This window comes from Ferroacidibacillus organovorans, assembly GCF_001516615.1.
Taxonomy (GTDB): domain Bacteria; phylum Bacillota; class Bacilli; order Alicyclobacillales; family SLC66; genus Ferroacidibacillus; species Ferroacidibacillus ferrooxidans_B.
In genome coordinates, this window is the sequence record NZ_LPVJ01000061.1 from 25,377 (window position 1) to 49,096 (window position 23,720).

General features: G+C 53.7%; 21 protein-coding genes. 15 read left to right on the forward strand and 6 right to left on the reverse strand.

What is annotated here, in order from left to right; translation table 11 throughout:
* Positions 1-6: 6 nt before the first annotated feature.
* From ilvB to ATW55_RS13410, 9 genes are all read left to right on the forward strand, one after another.
* Positions 7-1,728, forward strand: a complete 1,722-nt coding sequence (gene ilvB / locus ATW55_RS13370) for a biosynthetic-type acetolactate synthase large subunit (protein WP_067719014.1) — start codon at positions 7-9, stop codon at positions 1,726-1,728.
* Between the two features lies 1 nt (position 1,729).
* Positions 1,730-2,254, forward strand: a complete 525-nt coding sequence (gene ilvN, locus ATW55_RS13375; protein WP_067718778.1) for an acetolactate synthase small subunit — start codon at positions 1,730-1,732, stop codon at positions 2,252-2,254.
* Between the two features lie 87 nt (positions 2,255-2,341).
* Positions 2,342-3,328 carry a ketol-acid reductoisomerase gene (gene ilvC, locus ATW55_RS13380; protein ID WP_067718781.1) on the forward strand — a complete coding sequence of 329 codons (987 nt, stop codon included), beginning with the start codon at positions 2,342-2,344 and terminating at the stop codon, positions 3,326-3,328.
* A 90-nt stretch (positions 3,329-3,418) separates the two neighbouring features.
* The gene (locus tag ATW55_RS13385) at positions 3,419-4,951 is read left to right on the forward strand and encodes a 2-isopropylmalate synthase (protein WP_067718785.1); all 1,533 of its coding nucleotides are present in this window, start codon (positions 3,419-3,421) and stop codon (positions 4,949-4,951) included.
* A gap of 38 nt (positions 4,952-4,989) precedes the next feature.
* The gene (leuB, locus tag ATW55_RS13390; RefSeq protein ID WP_067718790.1) at positions 4,990-6,057 is read left to right on the forward strand and encodes a 3-isopropylmalate dehydrogenase; all 1,068 of its coding nucleotides are present in this window, start codon (positions 4,990-4,992) and stop codon (positions 6,055-6,057) included.
* A 127-nt stretch (positions 6,058-6,184) separates the two neighbouring features.
* Positions 6,185-7,864, forward strand: coding sequence for a DNA repair helicase XPB (locus ATW55_RS13395; RefSeq protein WP_067718794.1), 1,680 nt, complete (start codon positions 6,185-6,187; stop codon positions 7,862-7,864).
* Positions 7,865-9,529, forward strand: a complete 1,665-nt coding sequence (locus ATW55_RS13400; protein ID WP_067718797.1) for a helicase-associated domain-containing protein — start codon at positions 7,865-7,867, stop codon at positions 9,527-9,529.
* Positions 9,530-9,688: 159 nt separating this feature from the next.
* Positions 9,689-10,504, forward strand: coding sequence for an N-acetylmuramoyl-L-alanine amidase family protein (locus tag ATW55_RS13405; RefSeq protein WP_067718802.1), 816 nt, complete (start codon positions 9,689-9,691; stop codon positions 10,502-10,504).
* Positions 10,505-10,539: 35 nt separating this feature from the next.
* Complete coding sequence (locus ATW55_RS13410) at positions 10,540-11,598, forward strand: M42 family metallopeptidase (protein ID WP_082685856.1); 1,059 nt, start codon at positions 10,540-10,542, stop codon at positions 11,596-11,598.
* A gap of 256 nt (positions 11,599-11,854) precedes the next feature.
* On the opposite strand, the gene ATW55_RS13420 is transcribed toward ATW55_RS13410, so the two are convergent.
* Together ATW55_RS13420 and ATW55_RS13425 are read right to left on the reverse strand one after the other, a co-directional pair.
* A complete protein-coding gene (locus ATW55_RS13420; RefSeq protein WP_067718808.1) occupies positions 11,855-12,820 on the reverse strand; it encodes an NYN domain-containing protein in 966 nt (321 codons plus the stop codon).
* Positions 12,821-12,983: 163 nt separating this feature from the next.
* Positions 12,984-13,940, reverse strand: coding sequence for a lysylphosphatidylglycerol synthase transmembrane domain-containing protein (locus tag ATW55_RS13425; protein ID WP_067718812.1), 957 nt, complete (start codon positions 13,938-13,940; stop codon positions 12,984-12,986).
* 147 nt (positions 13,941-14,087) lie between these two features.
* Between ATW55_RS13425 and ATW55_RS13430 the strand changes: the two genes are divergently transcribed.
* From ATW55_RS13430 to ATW55_RS13450, 6 genes are read left to right on the forward strand one after another with little or no spacing between them, the layout of a single operon-like run.
* Positions 14,088-17,105, forward strand: a complete 3,018-nt coding sequence (locus ATW55_RS13430) for a cation-translocating P-type ATPase (RefSeq protein ID WP_067718817.1) — start codon at positions 14,088-14,090, stop codon at positions 17,103-17,105.
* Positions 17,057-17,272, forward strand: coding sequence for a hypothetical protein (locus ATW55_RS16170; RefSeq protein WP_153005167.1), 216 nt, complete (start codon positions 17,057-17,059; stop codon positions 17,270-17,272). The genes ATW55_RS13430 and ATW55_RS16170 overlap by 49 nt, the downstream gene beginning before the upstream one ends.
* Positions 17,273-17,299: 27 nt before the next feature.
* On the forward strand, positions 17,300-17,749 hold the full coding sequence (locus ATW55_RS16895; protein ID WP_067718820.1) for a hypothetical protein: 450 nt from the start codon (positions 17,300-17,302) through the stop codon (positions 17,747-17,749).
* Positions 17,670-18,653 carry a calcium/proton exchanger gene (gene cax / locus ATW55_RS13440; protein WP_067718823.1) on the forward strand — a complete coding sequence of 328 codons (984 nt, stop codon included), beginning with the start codon at positions 17,670-17,672 and terminating at the stop codon, positions 18,651-18,653. Before ATW55_RS16895 ends, cax begins: the two co-directional genes overlap by 80 nt.
* A gap of 33 nt (positions 18,654-18,686) precedes the next feature.
* Positions 18,687-19,373, forward strand: coding sequence for a TVP38/TMEM64 family protein (locus tag ATW55_RS13445; RefSeq protein WP_067718826.1), 687 nt, complete (start codon positions 18,687-18,689; stop codon positions 19,371-19,373).
* Positions 19,370-20,026 (forward strand): YjbE family putative metal transport protein, encoded by a 657-nt coding sequence (locus ATW55_RS13450; RefSeq protein WP_067718830.1) that lies wholly within the window; start codon positions 19,370-19,372, stop codon positions 20,024-20,026. Before ATW55_RS13445 ends, ATW55_RS13450 begins: the two co-directional genes overlap by 4 nt.
* On the opposite strand, the gene ATW55_RS13455 is transcribed toward ATW55_RS13450, so the two are convergent.
* From ATW55_RS13455 to ATW55_RS13470, 4 genes are read right to left on the reverse strand one after another with little or no spacing between them, the layout of a single operon-like run.
* On the reverse strand, positions 19,990-20,589 hold the full coding sequence (locus tag ATW55_RS13455; protein WP_067718833.1) for an HD domain-containing protein: 600 nt from the start codon (positions 20,587-20,589) through the stop codon (positions 19,990-19,992). The two genes, ATW55_RS13450 and ATW55_RS13455, sit on opposite strands and share 37 nt — an antisense overlap.
* Positions 20,586-21,281 carry a dTMP kinase gene (tmk, locus tag ATW55_RS13460; RefSeq protein ID WP_067718838.1) on the reverse strand — a complete coding sequence of 232 codons (696 nt, stop codon included), beginning with the start codon at positions 21,279-21,281 and terminating at the stop codon, positions 20,586-20,588. The genes ATW55_RS13455 and tmk (ATW55_RS13460) overlap by 4 nt, the downstream gene beginning before the upstream one ends.
* A 26-nt stretch (positions 21,282-21,307) precedes the next feature.
* Complete coding sequence (tmk, locus tag ATW55_RS13465) at positions 21,308-22,015, reverse strand: dTMP kinase (protein ID WP_067718842.1); 708 nt, start codon at positions 22,013-22,015, stop codon at positions 21,308-21,310.
* A 4-nt stretch (positions 22,016-22,019) separates the two neighbouring features.
* Positions 22,020-23,525: a Ppx/GppA phosphatase family protein gene (locus tag ATW55_RS13470; RefSeq protein ID WP_067718845.1), complete on the reverse strand. Its 1,506-nt coding sequence runs from the start codon at positions 23,523-23,525 to the stop codon at positions 22,020-22,022.
* Between the last annotated feature and the right edge of the window lie 195 nt (positions 23,526-23,720).

Here is a 23,720-nt window from a genome sequence, read left to right on the forward strand (position 1 = left end):
AGCCAGATGTATGAGACGACTCACGCACGTCAGGAAAAACGGGAAATGACAAAAGTCTCGCTCGGCGCCGAACTGTTGTGCGAACTGTTGATAGAGGCGGGGGTCGACACGATCTTTGGCTATCCGGGCGGTGCGGTGTTGCCGATTTATGACGCGCTTTTTGACGCGCCGATTCGCCACATCCTGACGCGTCACGAACAGGGGGCCATTCACGCGGCGCAAGGTTTTTCGCGCGCAACGGGGAGGCCGGGGGTGGTGCTTGCGACGTCAGGACCGGGGGCTACCAACCTCGTGACAGGGATCACTGACGCGTTTATGGATTCGACGCCACTGATCATTCTGACAGGTCAGGTGGCTTCGGAGAAAATCGGCAGTGACGCCTTTCAAGAGGCGGACATTATCGGCATCACCCTGCCGATCACAAAGCACAACTACCAGGTCAGAAAAATCGCTGATCTCCCACAGATTATCGCTGACGCCTTTCACATCGCGACAACCGGGCGGCCGGGTCCTGTGCTGATCGATCTTCCAAAGGATATGATGTCAGGTCCCGCCGAGCACTGTACGCTTCCTGAACCGGCGCCGCGCGGGTATCATGTCCCAAACGCGCCTGATCCGCAGGTGCTCGAACACATTGCGGCAGAGATCAAACGGGCGAAACGTCCACTTCTTTATATCGGCGGCGGGATTATCAGTTCGAAGTCCTCAGAGCAACTTCGCGAATTCGCGCGCAAAAATCAAATTCCGGTGACATCGACACTGCTTGGACTCGGCGCATATCCGGCAGGAGATGACCTGTTTGTCGGGATGCTTGGCATGCACGGCACGTATGCGGCAAACCGGGCGATCACAGAGTGCGACGTTTTGATCGCGCTCGGGGTTCGCTTTGACGATCGCGTGACGGGTAAGTTGGAGCGATTCTCTCCTCACTCAAAAAAAATTCACGTTGATATCGACCCTGCAGAGATCAACAAAAATGTGCCTGTGATGTGGCCTGTCGTGGCAGATGTGGGTCTGACGCTGCACGGGCTTTTGGCGCTTGACTGTGCGCCTGATGCAGTGGCGTGGCGACAGCAGATTGCCGCATGGCATGAGGAGTGGCCGCTGTCCTATCGCCCCGCGCAGGACGGGCTCAAACCTCAGCTTGTCGTTGAGCTTTTGGCGAAAGCGACGAAAGGGCAAGCGATTGTAACGACAGAAGTGGGACAGCATCAAATGTGGGCGGCGCTCTTTTATCCGTACACGCGGCCGCGCCAGTGGATCACGTCGGGAGGGCTTGGCACGATGGGGTTTGGCTTTCCTGCCGCGATGGGCGCACAGGTCGCTATGCCAGATCAGACGGTGGTCTGTATCGCGGGTGATGCGAGTTTCCAGATGAATGTGCAGGAACTGCAAACCATCGTCGAAAACAAGCTGCCTGTCAAAGTGGCGATCCTGAACAATGGGTTTCTCGGCATGGTGCGACAGTGGCAACAGTTTTTCCACGAGCGGCGCTATGCAGAGAGTCGCATCGGTTCCCCTGACTATGTGAAACTGGCGGATGCGTACGGCGCACTTGGTTTGCGGGCGGCAAATGCACAGGAGGCCGAGGCGATCATCGAGCAAGCGCTCAATCACGACGGACCGGTCATTATGGAATTTCTCGTTCATGAAGAGGAGAACGTTTTTCCTATGGTTCCTCCTGGCGCGGGAACCGATCAGATGACGCTTGAGTGGGAGGAGGCTTGAAATGGAGCGAATCCTAAGTGTGATCGTCAATGATCGACCGGGTGTCCTCGCGCGTGTGGCAGGTCTTTTTTCAAGGCGTGGGTTCAACATTGAGAGCATCACCGTCGGGTCTGCCGAAGAGCCTACGTACAGCCGAATGACGATCGTGAGCCACGGGGATGACGCGATGGCCCGGCAGATGGTTGCACAGTTGATGAAACTGGTGGATGTAATCGAAGTTCACGACATCTCGCGCGAGAAGGTGGTTTCCCGCGAACTTGCGCTTATCAAGGTGCGGATCACGAGAGAGACGCGCATGGAAATATCCCACATTCTCGAACCGTTTCGCGTGTCGATCGTCGATGTTGGTCACACGTCGATGAGTGTCGAGGTGACGGGGGATACCGATAAGGTGAATGCGCTCATCGGGCTGCTATCTCCATACGGTGTGCTTGAAATCGCGCGCACAGGAGTGACAGCGCTTGTTCGTTCGGGGATTTCCGAAATGGATGCTTACGATACGCGGCAGACGGCATGGCCGATGTGAGCGTAGAAGTGCGCAGGCTTTTATGGCTGTGCACTGCAAAAATGATGAACGATAAAGATAAAAATGAAACTTTGGGAGAGATCACTCATGCAAATGTTTTACGAAAATGACGCTAACCTTCACATTCTCGCGGAAAAGACAGTCGCCGTGATCGGCTATGGCAGTCAGGGTCACGCGCAGGCGCAGAATTTGCGCGATAGCGGTGTGCGGGTGATCATCGCGCAGCGCAGCGGCAAATCAGCGGATAAAGCGCGCGAAGATGGCTTCACTGTTGTCAGTGTGGCAGAGGCCGCGCAGACAGCAGACATCTTGCAGATCCTTCTGCCGGATGAGGCGCAGGCGCGCGTTTATAAAGAAGAAATTGAGCCGTATCTGCGCAGCGGGCAAACCCTGATGTTCTCGCACGGCTTTAATATTCACTTCCAACAAATTAAACCGCCGGCCTTTGTCGATGTCGTGCTTGCGGCGCCAAAAGGGCCGGGACATCTCGTTCGCCGCGTCTATGAAGGCGGTGCAGGCGTTCCAGCGTTGATCGCAGTGGCCCAGGACGCATCGGGGCACGCGCGGGAAACGGCGCTTGCCTACGCGAAAGGAATCGGCGCGACGCGCGCAGGCGTTCTTGAAACGACATTTAAAGAAGAGACGGAGACCGACCTGTTCGGTGAGCAGGCTGTGCTGTGTGGCGGTGTGAGCGCGCTTGTCAAAGCGGGCTTCGAGACGCTTGTCGACGCGGGGTATCAGCCAGAAATCGCCTTCTTTGAGTGCTGTCACGAACTCAAGCTCATCGTCGATCTCATCTATGAGGGTGGCCTTGAGCGCATGCACTACTCAATCAGTGACACGGCAGAGTACGGTGATTATACTGCCGGACCAAAAATTGTCACAGAGGAGACAAGGCGCGCGATGAAAGGTATCCTGAGTGACATTCAGACAGGCGTCTTCGCACGCAACTGGATCCTTGAGAATCAAGCAGGCCGCCCCTCCTTTTCGGCGATGCGCCGCATCGATGCGGGACACTCCTTGGAGCAGGTTGGTAAGAAACTCCGCGGCATGATGAGCTTTATCGCGAAATAAGCTAACTGATTCGCAATCGACAAGCGCGTGTCAGCCAAACGGTGTGGCTGTGCTATGCGCTTGCGAACCATATGAAAGGAGAGAGTCACGATGAGGCGGATCCGCATATTTGATACCACATTGCGCGACGGTGAGCAATCCCCAGGTGTGACGTTGACCCCGGCAGAAAAGTTGGAGATTGCGAGGCAACTGGTTCGACTTCGAGTCGATGTGATCGAGGCGGGCTATCCGGCCGCATCACCTGGTGACTTTTCTTCTGTTGAAGCGATATCTCGCGTCGCCAAAGGGGTCACGGTCTGTGGTCTCGCGCGCGCCGTGCAAAGTGATATACAGTCGGCATACGACGCGATTAAAGGATCAGACGACCCGCGCATCCACTTGTTTTTGGCTACATCAGATATCCACATGGAAAAAAAGTTGCGGATGACGCGCGCGCAAGTCGAAGAGCAGGTGGATCGCATGGTTCGCTTTGCGGTATCGCTTACGCCAAATGTGCAGTTCTCACCGGAAGACGGCGGCCGGACGGACCTCGACTTTCTCGTGCGCATTGTCGAGATTGCCATTCGCGCCGGCGCCAAGGTGATCAATATCCCGGACACGGTTGGTTTCTTGTTGCCATCTGAGTATGCCATGCGGATGAAGCATGTGCGCGATCATGTGGAGTTTGGCGATGTGCAGCTTTCTGCACACTGCCATGATGATCTCGGTCTTGCCGTCGCAAACTCGCTCGCAGCAATTTCGGCAGGCGTCGACCAAGTGGAAGGAACGATCAACGGGATTGGGGAGCGTGCGGGCAATGCGTCTTTGGAGGAGATTGCCGTCGCGCTGTCGCTGCGCGCTGAACAATTTGGCGCGTCGACCCAAATGGATCTCTCGCAAATTGTCCGCACATCGCGTCTTGTCAGCCGCCTGACCGGAATGGTCGTCCCGCCCAACAAGGCGGTGGTTGGCGCCAATGCCTTTGCACACGAATCGGGCATCCATCAAGATGGAGTCATCAAAGAGCGCACGACATACGAAATCATTGATCCTTCTTCTGTGGGACTCACGGAGAATCGCTCGCTTGTTCTCGGGAAGCACTCGGGGCGTCACGCGTTTCGCAAACACCTCGAAGAGATGGGCTATGTGCTTTCAGATGATGATCTCGCAGAGGTTTTTAAACGATTCAAGGCATTATGCGACCGCAAAAAAACGGTGACAGAAGAGGACATTCTGGCGCTTGTTGACGAACGCTATCACGAGGATGTCGTAGGCCCGTATGCGCTTGACTATCTGCACGTATCCACAGGCAATTACGCGCTCGCGACGGCGACGGTTCGCGTGACGGGCCCGGATGGCGTGAAAGAGGAGGCGGCGGTTGGAAACGGCGGAGTCGAGGCGATTTACAATGCACTTGACCGCGTGACGGGTGAGCAACTGGAACTCAAGGTGTATCAGATTCTATCGGTGACGCCAGGACAGGATGCGCTTGGTGAGGTCCGTGTGCAGATCGCGTCGGGGCCATATCGCGTCGCTGGCCGCTACGTGGCAAGTGACGTATTGGAAGCGTCGGCGCGCGCGTATCTTGACGCGATCAATCGTTTGATCTATGTGCGCGGCGCGAAGATGACCGTGGAAAATTGATTCTGGGCTTTTTGGCAGGTTGAAATGGAGGGTTTTTCTTGGCAAAACGTGTTGTGCTCCTGCCTGGTGACGGAATTGGGCCAGATATCGTCGCTTCGGCAGTTCGGGTGCTTCGGCAAGTCTTTTCGGATCGACCGGAGGCACTCTCGTTTCAGTACCATCAGTTGGGCGGCGCAGCGATCGATGAGACGGGTCAGCCTTTTCCGGAGGAGACGCGTGCGGCGGTTCTTGCCTCTGACGCGGTCCTGCTGGGTGCAGTGGGTGGACCGAAATGGGATCAGGGGCCTGGCCATTTGCGTCCTGAGGCAGGACTTCTCGCGCTGCGCAAGGCACTTGGTGTCTACGCCAATATGCGCCCTGTGCGTGCGTATGAAAAGTTGCTTGACGCGTCGCCCTTGCGCCTTGATGTGGCAAAGGGTGTCGATCTTTTGATTATCAGGGAATTGACGGGTGGGATCTACTTTGGCGAAAGGGAGCGCGGGGAGACGGCGTCAGCCGGGCGCTTTGCCAAAGATACAATGTACTACACAGAGATGGAGATCCGGCGCGTTGTAAAAAAAGGCTTTGAGGCGGCGCGTGATCGCAAAGGCCATCTCACCTCGGTTGACAAGGCGAATGTGCTTGACAGTTCACGTCTCTGGCGCGAAGTGGTTGACGACATGAAAAAAGATTACTCTGACGTGACCGTTGAGCATGTGCTCGTCGACTCTTGCGCAATGCACCTTGTCACTCGGCCAGAGCGGTTTGACGTGATTGTCACAGAGAATCTGTTCGGGGATATCCTGAGTGACGAAGCGGCTGTCTTGACAGGATCGATTGGCGTATTGCCTTCGGCGAGTCTTGGCGACGGTCCTGGGCTCTATGAACCGATTCACGGGTCGGCGCCTGACATCGCGGGCAAAGGCATCGCAAATCCGCTTGGCACGATCCTTTCGGCTGCGATGATGCTGCGCCACTCCTTGGAGGAGCCAGAGCGCGCGGATCGCATTGAAGAAGCGGTCGCGCGCGTGATTGACAAAGGGTTGCGCACGGCTGATCTGGCGCGCGGACGTGAGTCTGTCTCGACGCAGGCGATGACAGACGCTGTGATTGCGGCGCTCGCTTGAGCCTACGGGGTTAAGAAGTGAGTAAAGTGAGTGGGTTTCGTCAAGCCTATGGATCAGGCGTGGTATACTGATTCGTAGGCTTGCGTTCTTTTTCGCGCGCGAAACAGTTGGAGGAGGAAGGTACGCGATGGACAAGCCAGTCATCGTCCAGATGGATGGATCAATCTTGTTGGATGTGCATCATCCGGACGCAGATGAGGCGAGGCAATGTCTCGTTCCTTTTGCGGAACTGGAAAAGAGTCCAGATCATTTTCACACGTATCGCGTGACTGCGCTTTCCCTTTGGAATGCGGCGTCGGCGGGACATCGCTCTGTAGAAATTGTGGAGAGTCTGCGTTCGATCAGCCGTTACGATGTTCCACCGCCGATCCTTCGCTTCATCACAGAGACAATGGATCGCTACGGAATCCTCGAGCTTCATCGCGACGAACACGGACTAACCCTGTTCAGTCATGATCCACTGGCACTTTTGGAAGTATGTCAGCACCGCTCAATCGCTCCGTTTGTGCGTCGGCACATCTCTGCTTCAGCTGTTGAAATTCCGTTGCTCGCGCGCGGAACGATTAAGGTGGCGCTGACGAAACTAGGGTATCCTGTACGCGATTTGGCGGGTTATGCAAAAGGGCAACCACTGCATTTTTCACTGCGTGAATTTTTGGATGACGGCGCTCCGTTTATCTTGCGCGACTACCAGGAAAAGGCGGCTGCATCCTTTCACGAAGGCGGCAACCTGTCTGGTGGATCAGGTGTCCTGACACTGCCGTGCGGCGCCGGAAAGACGATCATCGGTCTGCGTGCAATGGAACTTCTTCAAACCTCGACGCTGATTCTCGCAGCGAATGTCACGGCGGCAAGACAGTGGATTCACGAGTGCCTCGACAAGACGACACTTGCACCGGAACAGGTCGCGGAGTACAGCGGGGAGAGCAAAATGACGGCGCCGGTCACTGTGGCAACCTATCAGATTTTAAGTTTTCGCCCGCGTGGAAAGGATGAATTCCCGCATCTATCCCTTTTATCTTCACATAACTGGGGTCTCATTATCTATGATGAGGTGCACCTGCTTCCTGCGCCCGTGTTTCGAATTACCGCAGAGATTCAGGCGCGCCGCCGCCTGGGACTCACCGCAACGCTTGTGCGCGAGGATGGCAAAGAAGATGAAGTCTTCTCGCTCATCGGCCCGAAGAAGTTTGACGCTCCGTGGAAGGAACTTGAGGCGCAAGGGTATATCGCGACGGCGACGTGCACGGAGGTGCGCGTTGGTCTAAACGACGAGGAACGTCGTCACTACGCAGTTGCAGAACTTCGCGAGAAGGCGCGCATTGCGGCTGAAGCGCAGGAAAAGGAAGACGCGGTGCTTTTGCTTGTCGCAAGACACTCAAAGGATATGATTCTCATCATCGGGCAATACATCGATCAACTCAAGAGGATTGCGGAGAAACTTCATGCGCCTTTAATCACAGGCAGTACAAAGTCGCGCGAACGCGATGAGCTCTATCAGGCGTTTCGCACAGGAGAACTGCGTGTTCTCGTCGTGTCAAAGGTCGCCAATTTCTCGATTGACCTGCCCGATGCGTCTGTCGCGATTCAGGTTTCCGGCGCGTTTGGTTCCCGCCAGGAAGAGGCGCAACGCCTTGGCCGTATCATGCGTCCGAAGGCGGAAGGGATGACTGCCCATTTTTACTCCGTTGTGACAAGAGAGACAAAGGATCAAGAATTTGCGCTTGGTCGCCAGCGTTTTTTAACGGAACAGGGATATCAATATGAGATTGTCGATCTCGCAGATCTTAAAGAGGTGTACGCATAAGTGAGACTCGATTACTATCTGGCGAATTTGACAAAGCAGAAGTTACTCGTCATCGCGGAATCACTCGGTGAAAATGTTGACGGCAACAAGGAAAAGGTGGCTCGAAGTGTCATTCAGTCGCTTGTTCACGGTTCGGGGTACGCTCAACTTTTTGACACGCTGAGTGATCACGATAAACGGATCTTGCGCATCGCTTTTGTCGAGATGATCGGGGACGGTTTCGTCGTATCCATCTCCAAATCAAGACTGCTCCATTTAATTGAAGAATCATACGATGGGATACCTGACGTGATCGCGTCGATGAATCACCTTGCAGATCTCACCATGCTCATACCGACGCAAATTTGGTATCTCGGCGATGGTTTTGAAATGCCAAGAGAGTGTTTTGATCTTTTAAAGGGGATCTATAAAGAAGAAGTGGCGCGTCTGACACCTTGTGTACCTGGTGAGCGTGTGACAGTGGAGCGCTCGCTTGGCTCAATGTTTGCAAATGACATGATCAGACTGGTGACCTACATAAGCACACACAGTGTATCTGCGACAAAGAATGATGTTGTCTATAAACGTGAACTGCAACGCATCAAGCCCCTTTTTCGCACACTGTATTATCAGAAAGAAGAAATCGAAGAGGGTCCGTGGGCGGGCTTTCCTGAAGTGGTATACCTCGCATTTCAAGTCCTGAAAGATCTATCTGTGATTTCCATTGGAAATGGTGCAGTGCATCCACAAGGGAAATTGCTGCGCGAGATGTTGATACTGCCGATCGATGAACTGCAGCGGCAAATCCGTGAGTCACTTTTTACCAATTTTTTGTCGCCCCGTCTGCAATCGCACTTCTATGCGTTGCTTTTTGAGATCATTATGTCAGCGCGCGAGGAGACTTGGCACGCTGCCTATCACGGTATTTCCTCGTGGCTTGAATTGGTGGAAGGCAAACGCTGTGCGGCACACAATACGGCGGCGCGCCTGATCAGTGTGCTGGCGCTTATTGGACATGTGGATTTTGGTTTTGATCAGGAGTTTGGTTTGGTCTATAAACGCTGTCGACCTATTTCTGAGCGTCAAGGCCGAATATCAGTACAACCGAATCTCGATATCCTCGTCCCAGACGACGCACACCCGATGCTTCATTTTTTTGTAGGACAGTTCGCCACACTGAAACGTGCGGATGAGATGTCTTTGTATGTGATGGATCGCGAGTCTGTGTTACAACTCTGTGATCACGGGTGGCGTGAGGAGGATTTGAATGACGCGCTAGACAAGTACTCTGCGGTAACGGTCGGGTCGTCAATCAAACGATCGATCCGCGATTGGATGGTAGCGTACAGTCGCGCGGTAATCTGGGACGCGATGTTTGTACGTTTTGAGCAAGAGGAGATTTTTCGGGCATTCCTCGCCGATCCGCGAAGCAAAAAGTGCACAGTCGATGCTTTCGATCAGGTGGTGGTCACCATGCGCAGTGCAGAAAAGGCCGTGCGCGAGATCCTCAGTGACCTTGGCGCGCCTGCCCCGCTTGAGGTGCGCAGTGTTACAGAGGATGCTCCGACGGCAAAAGCGAAACGAGGCGCGCCGAATAAGGCGAATACGCAGGCGCTGCGCGTTCTTCAAAGCCGGGAACTCGTACGTCTGATCGACATCGCTCTTTGCGCTCGCTCAAGCGTATGACATGATGATAAAGGGACTGTGAAGGAAAAGTAAATATCGCACCATTCGCCATCTTTCATTTTCCGTGTAGAAATGCCTTTTCTCTCACATAGTAAGGGTGTCCTTCAGATTGATTTTGTCTGGGGAACATGAGCGGAGAGAAGATGGGATGGAGTGCAAATGAATAGGCGATTTTTTTCTATGATTCTAAGGCTTGGTGTGGCGGGGCTGTTAATCACGTTTTGTAACGCGTCGCTTGATCATGCGGCGGAGGCGTTTCAATGGTTTCCGAAAAAACAGACAGCAAAACCCAACCTGCTTCCGACACGGCTTCATAAAACAGTCGTGGTTGATCCGGGCCATGGAGGCATTGATGGCGGCGCGTCACGGGCTGGTTTGCTTGAGAAGGACATTACGCTTGAAATCGCCAAAAACCTCGCGATCGAACTTGATCGCGCCGGCTTTGATGTAACGATGACACGCAGGTCAGATACGGATTGTTCGAATCTGTTTCCGTCCCCACTGTCAGGCAGGCACCGGAGGGATTTGCAAAACCGCCTGGATTTATTGCGCAAGGCGCGCGCGGTGGGCTTTTTGAGCATTCATGTGAACAGTTCAGTCAATCCGAATGATCGCGGTCCGCTTGTATTTTACACAGTGCGCAAAGAGGCGAGTCAACAGCTTGCACGCTTGGTTCAAGAAAGATTAAATGCGTTGGCTGATACGACGCAGCGGCCGATTGGGCGCAAAAATCTTTTTGTGATCCGGCACGCGCCCTGTCCGGCCATTCTCGCGGAAGTTGGATATCTTACAAATGACTGGGATGTGGTCCATCTGCGGCAGCCGATGTATCTGAAGAAAGTGGCGCACGCGATCGCGGCGGGTGCGATCCCATTTTTGCGTCAGCAGCCGACACCAAACGCAGTCATTGGCAACCCGGGCGATGACTGGATTCCCCCTGCGCTGTCTCCTGCTGTGGTACAATCAGGAAGTTAAGGAATGGCGCAATCACGCGAATGCAGGGGTGAATCATGGGAGAGACAGAATGGGGCGCAGCGCAATTTGAAGAAACGCTGGAATCGGCGGTGAGTCACATCGTGCGGCTTGTATCGATTCCGAGTCCGACGGGATTCACGGATCAGGCGATTCACTATTGCGCAGAGCGATTTGGCATGCTTGGCGTGACGTATAAACGCACCTATAAAGGCGGTTTGCAGGTGTTCGTTCCAGGCAGATCGCCGAGTACGCGCGTACTGGCCGCACATGTCGACACGCTTGGCGGAATGGTCAGGGAAATTACCGATCGAGGTTATTTGCGGCTCTCCGCGCTTGGCGGTTACGCGTTTCAAACGGTGGAAGGCGTCTATTGCAAGATCCACACGCTGGATGGTGCGGTTTATACAGGGACACTCGTAGCGCGGCACGCATCCACACATGTGTACAAAGAAGTGGAGGAGCGTACGGCAGACACGGTGGTCGTGCGTCTTGATGAAAAGGTTCAATCCAAAGCGGATGTGGAGGCACTCGGCATTTCGGTGGGTGATTTTGTGTCCTACGACCCTCGTGTTGTCGTAACGCCGTCAGGTTATCTAAAGTCACGTCACCTTGATGATAAGGCTTCGGTTGGCATTTTGCTCTCCCTGGTAGAGAACATTCTCGCTCACCCGGTTGAATTGCCATATTCACTTTGCCTTTTGATCAGTACAGATGAAGAGATCGGTTATGGGGGGAATTCAAACATCCCCGCAGAAGCGTTCGAGTATCTGGCGGTTGACATGGGTGCGATTGGGGAAGGCTTGACGACGACGGAACATGTTGTTTCGATCTGTGCAAAAGATTCGAGCGGACCCTATGATTATCAATTGCGTAAAAAACTGACGCACCTTGCAAAAACACACCACATTCCCTACGCGGTTGATCTCTATCCCTATTATAGTTCAGATGCGAGTGCGGCGCGCCGCGCTGGACACGATCTCGCGACGGGTCTCATTGGTCCTGGCATCGACAGTTCGCACGCTTATGAACGAACGCATCGCGACGCAATTGCCGCCACCCTTCGCCTTTTATGGTTTTACATTCAGAGTGCATAAGGAGATCACACATCTGTGGGCGTGTTAAAAAACCTTCTGCCACTGGCAGAAGGTTTTTTAACAAAGGCGAGACGTTGTCGCACGCGACAGCGTCAGGGTTATATGAGCACCAATAGAACAGGAAAAGATAAGAGCGGAAGTCATGAGTGCACTCATAAGAACAAGATCAATGTAACAAAAACTACATCGTTAGTCAAGGTTCGACACAGCTTGTCCAAAAAAATTGCGGAGCAAAAATCTCTCCGCAAAACGACAGTCAGGGACGTGGCATAGAGTACTCGTCGCGATCGAGTGGAACATTCTCGTCGCGATCGTTGGCGTCGAGGCTCAATACAATATTTTTGTGTGTGCCATACTCATTTGTACGCAATTCTTCTCGGATAAAATTGCCGCGGTGAAGGAGATCGATCACTTGGCTGGCTGTATTGCTTGGAATGCTCAAATAGTCTGCCAAGCCGTCACGCAACCATTTTGGACCGAGGTTTTTGGTGCGGTTTGCCGGTTGGGCATGCCACTCCGCAATGTATTGAATCGCATCTTGGATAAAATCAGACGGATTTTTAGGACTGACATCCACGTGCAGAAATTCCAGCAGATCATAACTCTGGTGCGCAAATTTGCGAATGTCCGTATGCTTTGCAATCGCGTCTTCCACGTAAAACAACTCGACGTGCTTACCGCGATATAGCATTCTGCTCATAATCGGGATCATGTCACTATCCGCTGTTACAAAGACATAACAGGAAATATTTGAATCCGAATACGAAGTCTCCATCGCATCAATTGAAAGTTCGATATCGGACGCATTTTTTGCTTTGTCTTCATTCTTTCCATTTGCGTAAACGTGACGGATCTGCACACGTTTCTTTTGAAGGCTCGTCAGGTTGGCGGCAACCTGCTCGAAGTCTGCATACGCTTTGAACATGCGAATGTTGTTTTTATCGTATTTTTCCCACAGTCGGTCAAACAGGTTGCGCTGTGGATCTTCATGGTCAGGGTCGTGACGATAGCGATTCATCAGTGTCCAGTAAACGTTGTCGTAATCGACGAATACAGCGACATTTTGCATCGCATGGTCATCCGAACGCGTTTGTATGGCGCGTTCTACTGCGCCCGCGATCGCATTTCCCAATTTATTCATAATGGTGTCTTCCGAAAAAGAGATTGAATCAGTCTCCAGTTTCTTTCGGTGTGGCACCTGTGCCGCACGGGACTCACTCATGTGTTGCCTCCTATCGATAACACGCACGATCTCCATCGCACTGTATCTACATGTTCTCCTCGTGAGCCGAATTTCCTTCCGAGGGTCTGTGAAAATTACCTTTTTTCATTCGATCCATCTACTCTTATGATATGCGCAAGATGCTGGTGAAAGGTTACAGCTGTTATACTGGTTTTTTTGAAAATCGCTGTAAATAGACGAGTGCGAGAGCGCCGAGCGGAATGGGCAGATAAAACGAGACAAAGCGATACATCAGGGTGCCGGCAATCGCAATCGAAAGCGGGATGCCGTAGCTGTGTAGAACAGATGCCAGCACAGCTTCCACAACGCCGACAGTCGTTGGTGCGAGCGACACGAGAACCAAAAGCGACGTGATCGAGTATGCCAGCACAGCGAGCCAAAAAGGGATTGGGACGTGAATCGCCTGAAATGCAGTGTACACCATGATCATTCGAACGACATAAACGAGAAATAGGTATACGCAGGCGAACAAAAATGAGATGGGATGATGCTGCATCCGTTTCCATTCTTCTCGAAGAATCGTTAAAGTATGCGAAGCCCGCTTGCTTTTCTGTCCAAATCGGGAAATGAGATAGAAAAGAAGCAAAATCCCAAGGCTCACAGCTACGGCGACAAGAAGTCCCGCTTTAATGAGATTGGCCACCTGACCGTTCGCGGTAAGCGCGGCAAACAGACAAATCAAAAGCAGTGGGACGAGTGAAACGTAGCTGAGTGTGAGCGACCATAGATTCGTCGCTGTTGATTCTTTTAAGCCATACCCTAAACGTTTTCCCCAAAAAATGAAAGCAGCCGTTCCCGATGCGCCAGACAAAGGCAAAACAGCATTATACATGGTTTGCAATGTATAGAGCACGGTGAGCAAAAGGAGCGGAACCCTTTGCTGCATTGTCAAAAATAATACGCGTCCAGACGCTCCTTGCAACAGAAAATACATCAGCTGCAAAGCGAGCAACGTTGCGATTGAAAACCCGTTGGCGTGAAGCAGATAGGGCCAAGAACGCGTCAATTCCCCCCGCTCTTTGTCGACTAGATACCCAATCAGACAAAACGTTGCGAAAAGAAAAAAGAGTGACAATGCGCGCGAGAAGCGCTTTCTCAATCCACATGCAACCTTTCTCACGTCCCGTGGGTTGCGTCTTTCACCGTTTCTGCCAGATATTGTACCACATACCTTGCCATTACAGTGTGATACTACTGCAAATAGAGATGTGTTTGTCAATCACAAATGGGAAGAGGGCATTTACGTTTGTCTGAAACAGCAACCGTCATCCATGAATTGCCAGGCCGCATTCGGGTGCGCGTCAAATGGTTCCATGTCCGACCAAACGAGCAGGCGGCTGTGTTGCACGCACTGCGCGAATTGCCATGGATGCTGCGTCTGGATCTAAACGCGTTGACTGGCAACCTGTTGATCTTTTTTCATCAGGTGGAAGACCGTCAGGATCAGGCTGTAAAGATGATTCTGTCAACCATTGACGACGCTCTGCACCATGCAGGAGCGCAGTGCGCAAAACGGTCGATGCCAAGTTCAGATGAGGCGATGATTGCGTCGATCCCCGGATCCTTTGATGATGCTCGTGCGGGAGAAAAGCGTGTATCGCGCGCACGAGCATCGGGGCTGACGACAAAGGAGGCGCAAGAGCGACTGTGCCAGTACGGAGAGAACCGCCTACCGCTTTTGCGCGATACACCGTGGTGGAGGCATGTTTTGAAGCAGGGGCAGGACGGCATGACATTACTGCTGCTCGGGCTAGCGGGTCTGTCTTTTTTTTCAAAGCGTTTTGCAGAGGGGGGCGCACTTCTTTTTGTCATCATGGTCAACAGTGTCGTCACGGTTCTCCAGCAACATCGCACAGGACGCGACAAGCGAACGCTTGCCGCCATGACGGAGGGCGAGGTGATCGTCTTTCGCGATGGACAGCGCGTGAATATTGCCAAAGAACTGCTTGTGCCAGGGGATCTCGTATGGCTTGAAGAAGGCGTTCAGGTTCCCGCGGATGGAGAGTTGGTGGAATCGTATCATCTTGCGTGTGATGAGTCACTATTGACGGGAGAGCCTGTAGCTATAGAAAAAAGCGCCATAGCCGCACCTGTCTCTAAAACACGCATGGGTGAACAACATCTGAGTGATACACCATCGGCGTCAAGTGTCGTGATGGGGAGCTTTGTCGCACGTGGAACAGGCGTCATGATCGTCACGCAGACAGGGTCTGCCACGGTCATGGGGAGGATTGCCAAAGGACTCGTAGAGCCCGTTTCACTTGAGACGCCGCTTCAGCGAAGTGTCACTCAATTTTCACGCGCGGTGGTCACTGCGATCGGGTTTGCCACAGCACTCTTGATTCTTGTTGGCATCATGCGCAAGGAAAGGGTGGGGCCGCTGCTTCTTTCCGCGCTAAGCATCGGGGCATCCGCGATACCAGAAGGTTTGCCAGTGCTGATTGGCATTGCCTTGACGGCAGGCGTCAGGCGCATGCAGGCGCGCAAGGCGCTTGTCCAAAGGCCGTCAGCGCTTGAAACGCTCGGACGCAGTACGGTGATCTGCTCTGACAAAACGGGAACGCTCACTAAAAATGAGATGACTGTGCGGGTGCTTTTTGACGGCACGCATGTGCAGGTACTTTCAGATCCCGAGACTCTGTTAGTAAACGCTGCGGATCATCCGCTGCGCGCTTCAGGCCACATGGTCAACCTGTTGACAAAGGCAGTTTTGTGCAGCAACGCAGAGTGGGTGGAACAGGTGCGCGATGGGGAGAAGACGTGGGCACTGCGCGGAGACGCAACGGAAGGAGCGCTTCTCGCGGCGGCGCGCAGTGCAGGAATTCCCTTGCGCGAGATTCGCGCAAAGTATGCCCGCCTTGACGAGCGTCCATTTGAATCGGAGCGACAGCGCATGAGTGTCGTCTGCCAGGGCTTTTCGGGCAGTGAACTGATTGTCAAAGGGGCGGTTGAACCGATCTTTGCGCGTTGCGCATTCTATCAGTCAGCATACGGGCTTTGCGAATTGGATGATGAAAGTCGCGCGCGCATTCTTTCAATAGCAAACGCCTTTTCGCGTGAAGCCTATCGTGTCATCTGCCTCGCGTACAGGCCGCTCCCACATGATGCCCCGGCGCGCGCGGAGGATGAGTATGAAGAGAATCTCATCTTTCTTGGTCTCGTCGGCATGGAAGATCCGCCCCGCGAGCATGTTGAACAGGGGATTCGGGCGTGCCGCGAGGCGGGTATCCGCGTCTTGATGATGACAGGAGATCACCCTGAGACGGCGCGTGCAACTGCCCGCAGAATTGGTCTTGCCACGCAGGAAACAGAGCGCGTGCTCTTGGGGGGCGAACTCGCACAGTTGTCTGATGAGCAGTTGCAGCGCGCATGCCTAGAGGTATCGATCTTTGCGCGTGTCACTCCGCATGATAAACTGCGCATCGTCACGGCGCTCAAAGCGACTGGACATGTCGTGGTCATGACAGGTGATGGTGTAAACGATGCCCTGGCCATTCGCCACGCAGATGTTGGGATCGCGATGGGACAGGGTGGCACGGCGCTTGCCCGTGAGGCGAGTTCGATCACGCTTGTTGACGATGATTTTAATGCGATCATTCGCGCCGTGGATGAGGGGCGCGGCATTCTCGGAAACATTCGCCGGGCGCTTGGCTATCTGCTCTCCGGGAATCTTGGAGAAATTTTATTTAGCCTATTTGCGGTCCTTTTCGGATTGCCGCTTCCCTTTGTGCCGATTCAGATTTTGCTGATCAACTTGTTGACCGATGCGGCGCCGACACTCACGCTGCTTGTGCGGCCTAAGCGTCACGATGGAATGTTGCGCGTGCGCGAAGCGGATTTGAATGACCGCAACTTTCTCACCCAACTCATCGTGCGCGCACTCTCGATCGGGGGTTCGACGCTTTTGCTCTATCGCGCGCTGCAAGACCGCGTCGCCCCGCGCGTGGCGCAATCGGCTGCGCTCACCATGCTGGTGCTTGTGCAGTGGTTTCAAGTCGAGAGCTGGCATCATGACGGCGCTGCGCCGCAGCGAATTCTCCCGCGGCAGCGTTTTATGCAGGGGGTACTTGCCATAAGTCTTGTCGCGCTCATCGGCGCACTGTACATTCCCCCGCTAGCGGCGCTTGTCGGCCTGTTGCCGCTGCCGCCTGGCATTTTCTTTGCGGCCGCTGCAACAGCGTATGCCGCCCAATTACTCCACGGAGGGATCATGCAATGCCTGAGACACTTGAAGCTAAGCTCCACGCCATCTCTATCGCGCTAAAGGACGCCATTGACACAAGTGTTGAAGCGTATCAAAGCGGAGTCGACAAAAAGGAGATCGGTCGATTGTGGAGTGGCATGCTGAGTCAATTCATGGAAGATATGCGCAATAAAAGTCGGAGTGCCGGGGAAAACTTGCTGGCATGGGTTCGCATGCCGCGCATCTAGCGGACTGTCTCTGAAAGGTTGAGTGAAATGAACAGACTGCTGTGGGTGAGTCTATTTGGTCTGGCGGTCGTCTCGCGAGCAAAGGATGAGCGCGATGTTCGCTCGCAGTTGGTGCGCTTTGTCGCAAATGGCATGCGCGCCGCAGATCTCGCAAAGGTGTCTGCTGCACGCTTTAAAGAGGTGGGCGAAGATTTTTTGGCAGACGTTCGTTATCAGTACGACAAGCAGGCAAAAAAGATGGCCGCTTCTTTACAAGAGTTGCCAAGCCCACCCGACTTTCGTATGATGGACGCGACAAATGAGAGACAGGAGAGCCGCCGACATGCGAACACGAATGTGGATGCCAGCGACAGGGATCCTGCTGCTCTCCCTCGCGTCTTGGTACGCGAGCGTAAAGGTGTGGAGCCCTCCCCTGACGTTCCTGCTTTGCGCACTTACGATCATCGCGCTCGCGCGGCGCATCGGGTCAGCCACTGAAAAGCTTGCGCGGCGCCTCGGTTCGACGCTTGGGGCGCTGCTTTCTGCCACATTTGGCAACAGTGTTGAACTGATTATCTCGATTGCCGCGCTGCGTGCAGGACTCTATCGTGTTGTGCAGGCGAGCATCGTGGGCAGTGTTCTCGCAAATCTTCTGCTGACCCTTGGCGTCTGCATGATGATCGGCGGAATCACACAAAAGGTTCAGGTGTTCAGCCGCGCCCGCGCCGGACTGAACAGCGTCATGCTTTTTATCGCCGTTTTCGGCCTTTCCATGACGAGTCTGTACCAATATTTCGGAACGCATGCCGGTCACGCCAAAGCGCTTGGCGTCAGCATCTCCATCGTGTTTTTACTGATTTATGCGCTCGGATTTGTGTTCTCGTTTTTCACTCATCGCAGTTTCTTGATGCCAGTTGAGGAAATCGGTGCGACAGAGCGTCAAACGGAACCGCTTTGGCCCCACCTGCTTGAACTGATTGTCGCAACCTTTCTTGTTTCGCTCGTAAGTGAAGGGATCGTCGGGGCGATCGAGCCGCTCTCTGTGCGCTTTAGCATTCCAGAGTCGTTTGTGGGCATGATTCTCTTGCCGCTCATCGGAATCGCGCCTGAATTTTTTTCTGCGATTCTGCTCGCGCGGCGAGGGAATCTTGACGGGAGTATGGAGATCGGGCTTGGCTCAAGTCTGCAAATCGCTCTTTTTGTCGCGCCTGCCCTCGTACTCATCGACACTGCAATGCGCGGGAGTTTTACACTTGTTTTTACGCCCGTGGAGGTGCTCGTGCTCTTTTTGTCGACCCTCTTGGTGAGCCTTGTCTCGCTTGACGGGGAGACACACTGGTACGAGGGCATGATGGTGACAGCTGCCTACGTGATGCTTGGGTTGCTCTTTTTCTTTCAGTGAATTGGACGGGGCGTATGAACGGGAGGTGCGGGCGTGCACAAGAGGATCACTCGCCACACAGTGTGGCTGGCACTTTTTGCCCCGCTTGCGCTTCTTCTCATGTTCTTTTTTTATCGCTCCGGAAGTTGGACGCTTCTGCCGGAATACCTTGAAAAATTGGGACATGCCGGGATCGTGTTGAGTTATCTGCTGGTTGTGCTTCAGACCATGGTGCCGTTCGTTCCTTTTGCCATCTTGGCTGGCATGAACGCGACTGCGCATGGTTTTTTCACGGGTTATCTGGCGACGCTTTTCGGTAGTTTTACCGGCTCACTCCTTCTTTATGGCCTGAGCAAAAGCGTGTTGCGGCCACTTTTCAGCCGCTATCTCAAGAGATTTTTTGCGCGTCACGCGAAGCTGCAGGCGACGATTGCCCGCATTGACCAGGCGACGCCATGGTCAACCTTTTTCACCGTTTTGGGGTTGCGCCTGCAGTTTTGGCTGCCCGCATCAATCATCGACCTGTCTGCGGGCATCTCTTCCGTTTCGTTTGTCCCTTTTCTATTTGGCACGCTTATCGGACAGGCGATCATGGTATTGCTTGAGAGCTACGTCGGGCATCGCGTGCTTCACTTCAAAGCGCATGTGGCTGAACTCGCCGGAATCTGTGTGATAGGAGGAGGCATTTTGGCAGCGAATTTTATTGTGGCAAGACGGAAAATGCGAAGGTTGAAGTCATGACACACGCGTTATATGCCTTTTTTGCCATCCTTCTTACCGACTTGGTGCTCTCGGGAGACAATGCGTTTGTCATCGCGATGGCAACGCTTCATCTCGCCCCAAACGAGCGAAAGCGCGCGATGATCTATGGTGCGGCTGTTACCATTTTACTCAGGATTTTGCTGACCCTCATTCTCGGGCGCGCCCTTGGGTGGCCGTACCTACAGACGGTTGGCGGGTTGCTTTTGCTCTATGTCGCCTATTCGGTATTGTTCCAAAAAGGCGGCAAAGAGGCGTCTGGCAAACGAACAGGGCGTGGGGTTCTCGCGACGGTTGTGACAATTCTTTTTGCAGATCTCACGATGAGTGCGGACAATGTGGTCGCCGTGGCAGGCATTGCGCAAGGCAATGCAGAGATGACGGCGCTTGGTCTTGTGGTGAGCATCTCTCTTTTGATGTTTGCCAGTTCCTTGATCGCCCGCCTCATGGCACGTCTGGCGATTCTGAGGTTTATCGGGGCAGGTATTCTCGCCGTCACCGCGGGGATCATGTTTCACAGCGATCCAGGGGCTGCCCGGCTGTTCGGGGCGCAGTCGATCTATGCGCCAATCTTTGGGTTTGTGCTTGGGTCTGCACTCTATGTTGCGTCGCGCAAATTCAACATGAGTTTTTGAGCAAAAGCGATCTGCCAGAGGTCTGCTTTCTTTCTTAGCAGATGGTCTGCGTCGGCTGACGAAAGCCCGCTCACAAAGAGCGTGATCTCGCGGGTAGAGCGCTTGATTTCGTGAAGAGTGACCGTTCCCAGGTGTGATCTGTCAAGGCCGTCTGCGACGCGAAGGCATGCGCAACAGGTGAGCAAATCCCGTTCCTTGCCGATTTTTTCAATCCATGAGGGTCTGGCGCTGCGCCTGTGATAAAAACAAAGCGTCGCGACATCCTCTTTGAGTGTCGCGTCCCACGTCGCCGTTTCGCGCGCATTTTGCACAAGGTAGCGGGAATGCTTGTGATGCTTTTGTGAATTTATGAAATGTCCTACATCGTGTAGATATCCGGCCAATTCGAGCGTCAGTTGGGCTGCCTGCGTCGCCGCCTCGCCGCGAATGCCAAGATAGAGCGTTTGCGCAAGTGAGGCGACACGCACACAGTGCGCGCGATCCGATTGAAAACGATTCATCGCGCGCAGCGCGTCATGTTTATAGTGAGCGGGTGATTGGGCGACGGAGCTTGAGTCTTTCATTTTTGGATCAGGCGTGAGACGTGCGACCGCAGGGTCTCTTGCACATCATCGATCGCGCGCGTACCATCGATTGTGACAAAGTGATAATCTTCAGCGAGTTCTTCAAATTGTTGTGCGCACAGGGACTGATAGCGGTGAAAGCTTTCAAACATGTCAGTCGACAGGGAGAGATCCATTCCGGATTCCCAGTAATCAAGCAAACCGCGTTTTTGAAAGTGGCGATGCAGCAAGACTTCGGGCGGCATCTGCAAATAAAACGTGAGATCCGGGATGCGCGCAAAACCGAACAGTTCTTCCAGCCAGTCTGGATCGGCGCCGCGCACAAAATCGCGCACCATCAGCGTGAAGATGTAGCGATCTGCCAGCACGATAAACCCCGCCCGCAGCGCTGGGATGATCTTGTTTTCCAGTTGATCTGCAAAATCGGTCGCGTAAAGCAGGCTGAGCGTCGTCTTTCCTAGCACATTTCCCTCTTTTGCCTGGTCGATGACCCCACTGACGAGGGTGGATCGCTTGATCCCGGTATCCATGACCGCATGCCCTTCATACTCCAGCCACTGTTTTAAGAGATATGCCTGTGTCGACCGTCCTGAACAGTCAGCGCCTTCGATTACAATCAACTTTCCTGCATACGTCTCGTCTTTTAGATAGGGGAGACCGGCGCCGTAATACGTTTTTTTTGTTTCATCCATAATCTCTACAGTCTCCTCTCGCTTTTTTATCGCGTTGTCAAATGATAGGGGAGCTCATAATCGGTCAGGTGTTTTTCAACGATCTCGCGCACAAGCCGCTGTTGTTCCTCGACCGGCTTTGTCGCGTCCACGACCGTGAAATGCTCCTCGTCGATCATCGCGTCATAGTGGTCCTTGATTTTTCCCTGAAACAGTTTGAAACTCTCGATTGGGTCGGTCGAAAGGCCGAGATCAAGACCCGCCTCATGGTACTTTAACTGTGGACGTCCGCTCAAGATGCGATCGAGTGAGACGGACAGCGGCGTCTGAAAATAGAAGCTGACCGTCGGTTTGACCGCGAATCCATACATGTTCTTGACCCAGTCTGGATCACAGCCGCGCGCCATGTCGCGGGCATAGGCAGTATACACGTAGCGATCTGCGAGGACGATATAGCCTGCCCGCAAATGGGGCAGCATCATTTTTTCATAGCGGTCGGCAAAATCACACGCGTGAATCAGGCTGAATGTTGTCGGTGTCAGCAGATTTTTTTTCTTCGCCTTTTTGTTCGCCGATTTGATGAGTTCACTTGAGTTCCACTCCGTAAAAAAGACAGGGTACCCGCGGTCTTCAAGCCAGCGTTTCAACAAGTAAATCTGTGTGCTTTTGCCTGATCCGTCGTTTCCTTCGACGATAAAAAGTCTTCCCGGATAATGCATGCTGCGGCCGAGTCCGCGCGCTTTTTTAAGTCGCATATCTTCACGGTGCTCCTTTTTCTGATGAGATGGAAAGCGGAAAGCCAAACGCTTTGCGAAAGAGTGGAAGCAACTCGTTTGCCGCCTGATATTCAATATCTCCTTCGTGCGCGTTTACGTAAAGGATGGCCCGCGTTTTTTCAGTCTTCATTCTGACTGCGGAAACGCGCTTTTCGTGACGGCGGTCGAGCGCCTCGGCAAGGCGGACAATCACGCCGATTTTTGTGATCTCTGTGAGGTCGTCGTCACTGAGCAAAGCGCGAAATGGTGCGCACTGTTTGCGCGTCCGGTTGCGGCTTTTGTAGGAGGCGGCGGCCGCAACGATCAGCAGTTCGCTGTGCGTCAAACCATAGAGGGTGCCGTTTAGAATCAAATAAAAGGTGTGTCGGTCAAAATCATAATAGTGAATGTGGATCCCGACGCGATGAAGCATGGCGGCGGCATACAGCAAACGGAGTCGCGCTGGGTTGAGGTCTCCCCGTTCGCAGAGCGGCCGGGCGATGGAGAGCGCCAGATTCGTCACCGTTTCAGCGTGATCTTTTGGCACACGGCAGCGTTCGAGCAGGTTGTGGACACTTGCCTCAAGAACGTCTTCCTTTTGGGTGTCGCGTTCGGCGCCAAGCACGCGCGTGAAAAATGTGCCATCGCGCAAGCCGCGACCGCTGATGCGCAACACGGCTGACTCTGTGTAGCGCATGAGACTAAGGAGGATCATCCCGCCAGGAACGATCAGATCCGCACGGTCTTTGGAGAGACCTTCAACCTTTTTGCGCCTTGCGAGCGGAATCAAATCGAGATGAGCGACCGTTTCCTCAACATCGGATCGCCGCATGAAATAATTGTGGGTAAGCGCGAGTGGATAGCCACTGAGTCCTTGATGGACGCGTGCAATCGTGCGAATGGTGCCGCCGATCCCAATCAATTCCAAGTTTTTTGCCTGCGTAAGCAGTTCCACCTTCGCAAAAAGGGGTTGGATACGCTGCATCATCTGCTCGCGGGAGAGCTGGCCAAGATCCCGGTTTGCAGTGACTGCGCCGATGGGGAAGGAGTGTGACGCGATGGCCGAACCGCCTCGTACGAGTGTGACTTCGGTGCTGCCCCCGCCTATGTCGATGAGCAGTGCGTCGCATAGTGTCATCGTATGCGCGACGGCACTGTAGCCAAGCGCCGCCTCTTCAACGCCTGAGATCACCTCGACGTGAAGCCCGGTCTCGCGCTCAATTCGCTCGACGATCTCTTTGCGGTTTGTCGCCGCGCGCAGTGCAGCAGTGCCTACGGCTTCAATGCGATTGGCGTGGTGAGCGCGGCAAAGGCCGATGAAACCGTGCAATTTCTCGATCAAGTCACGTACAGCCTCTTCTGCGAGGGCCCCGTCACGCTTGATTTGCTGGCTGAGCCGCGGAGATGTCTTCTGTTCGTCAAGCACATAATAGGCGCCGCTTTGCAAGGAAGCGATGATCGAGAGACGCATGGAGTTTGAACCGATATCAATGATCCCAGTGACGTTCACAGATGCACTCCTTGCATGAGAGATTTCACAGAAATTTCAAGGATCAACGCCCGTGTGCGCGGGACGCGCATGGCACAACTTGGGCAACGCAGAGTGTTCTTGTAACGCAAAGCGCTCGTGACACGTAGCATGCGTTTTCTGTAGTATAGAGTTTGTCTCCATTAAGAGCAAAAAAGTGACAGAAATCGAGGAAAT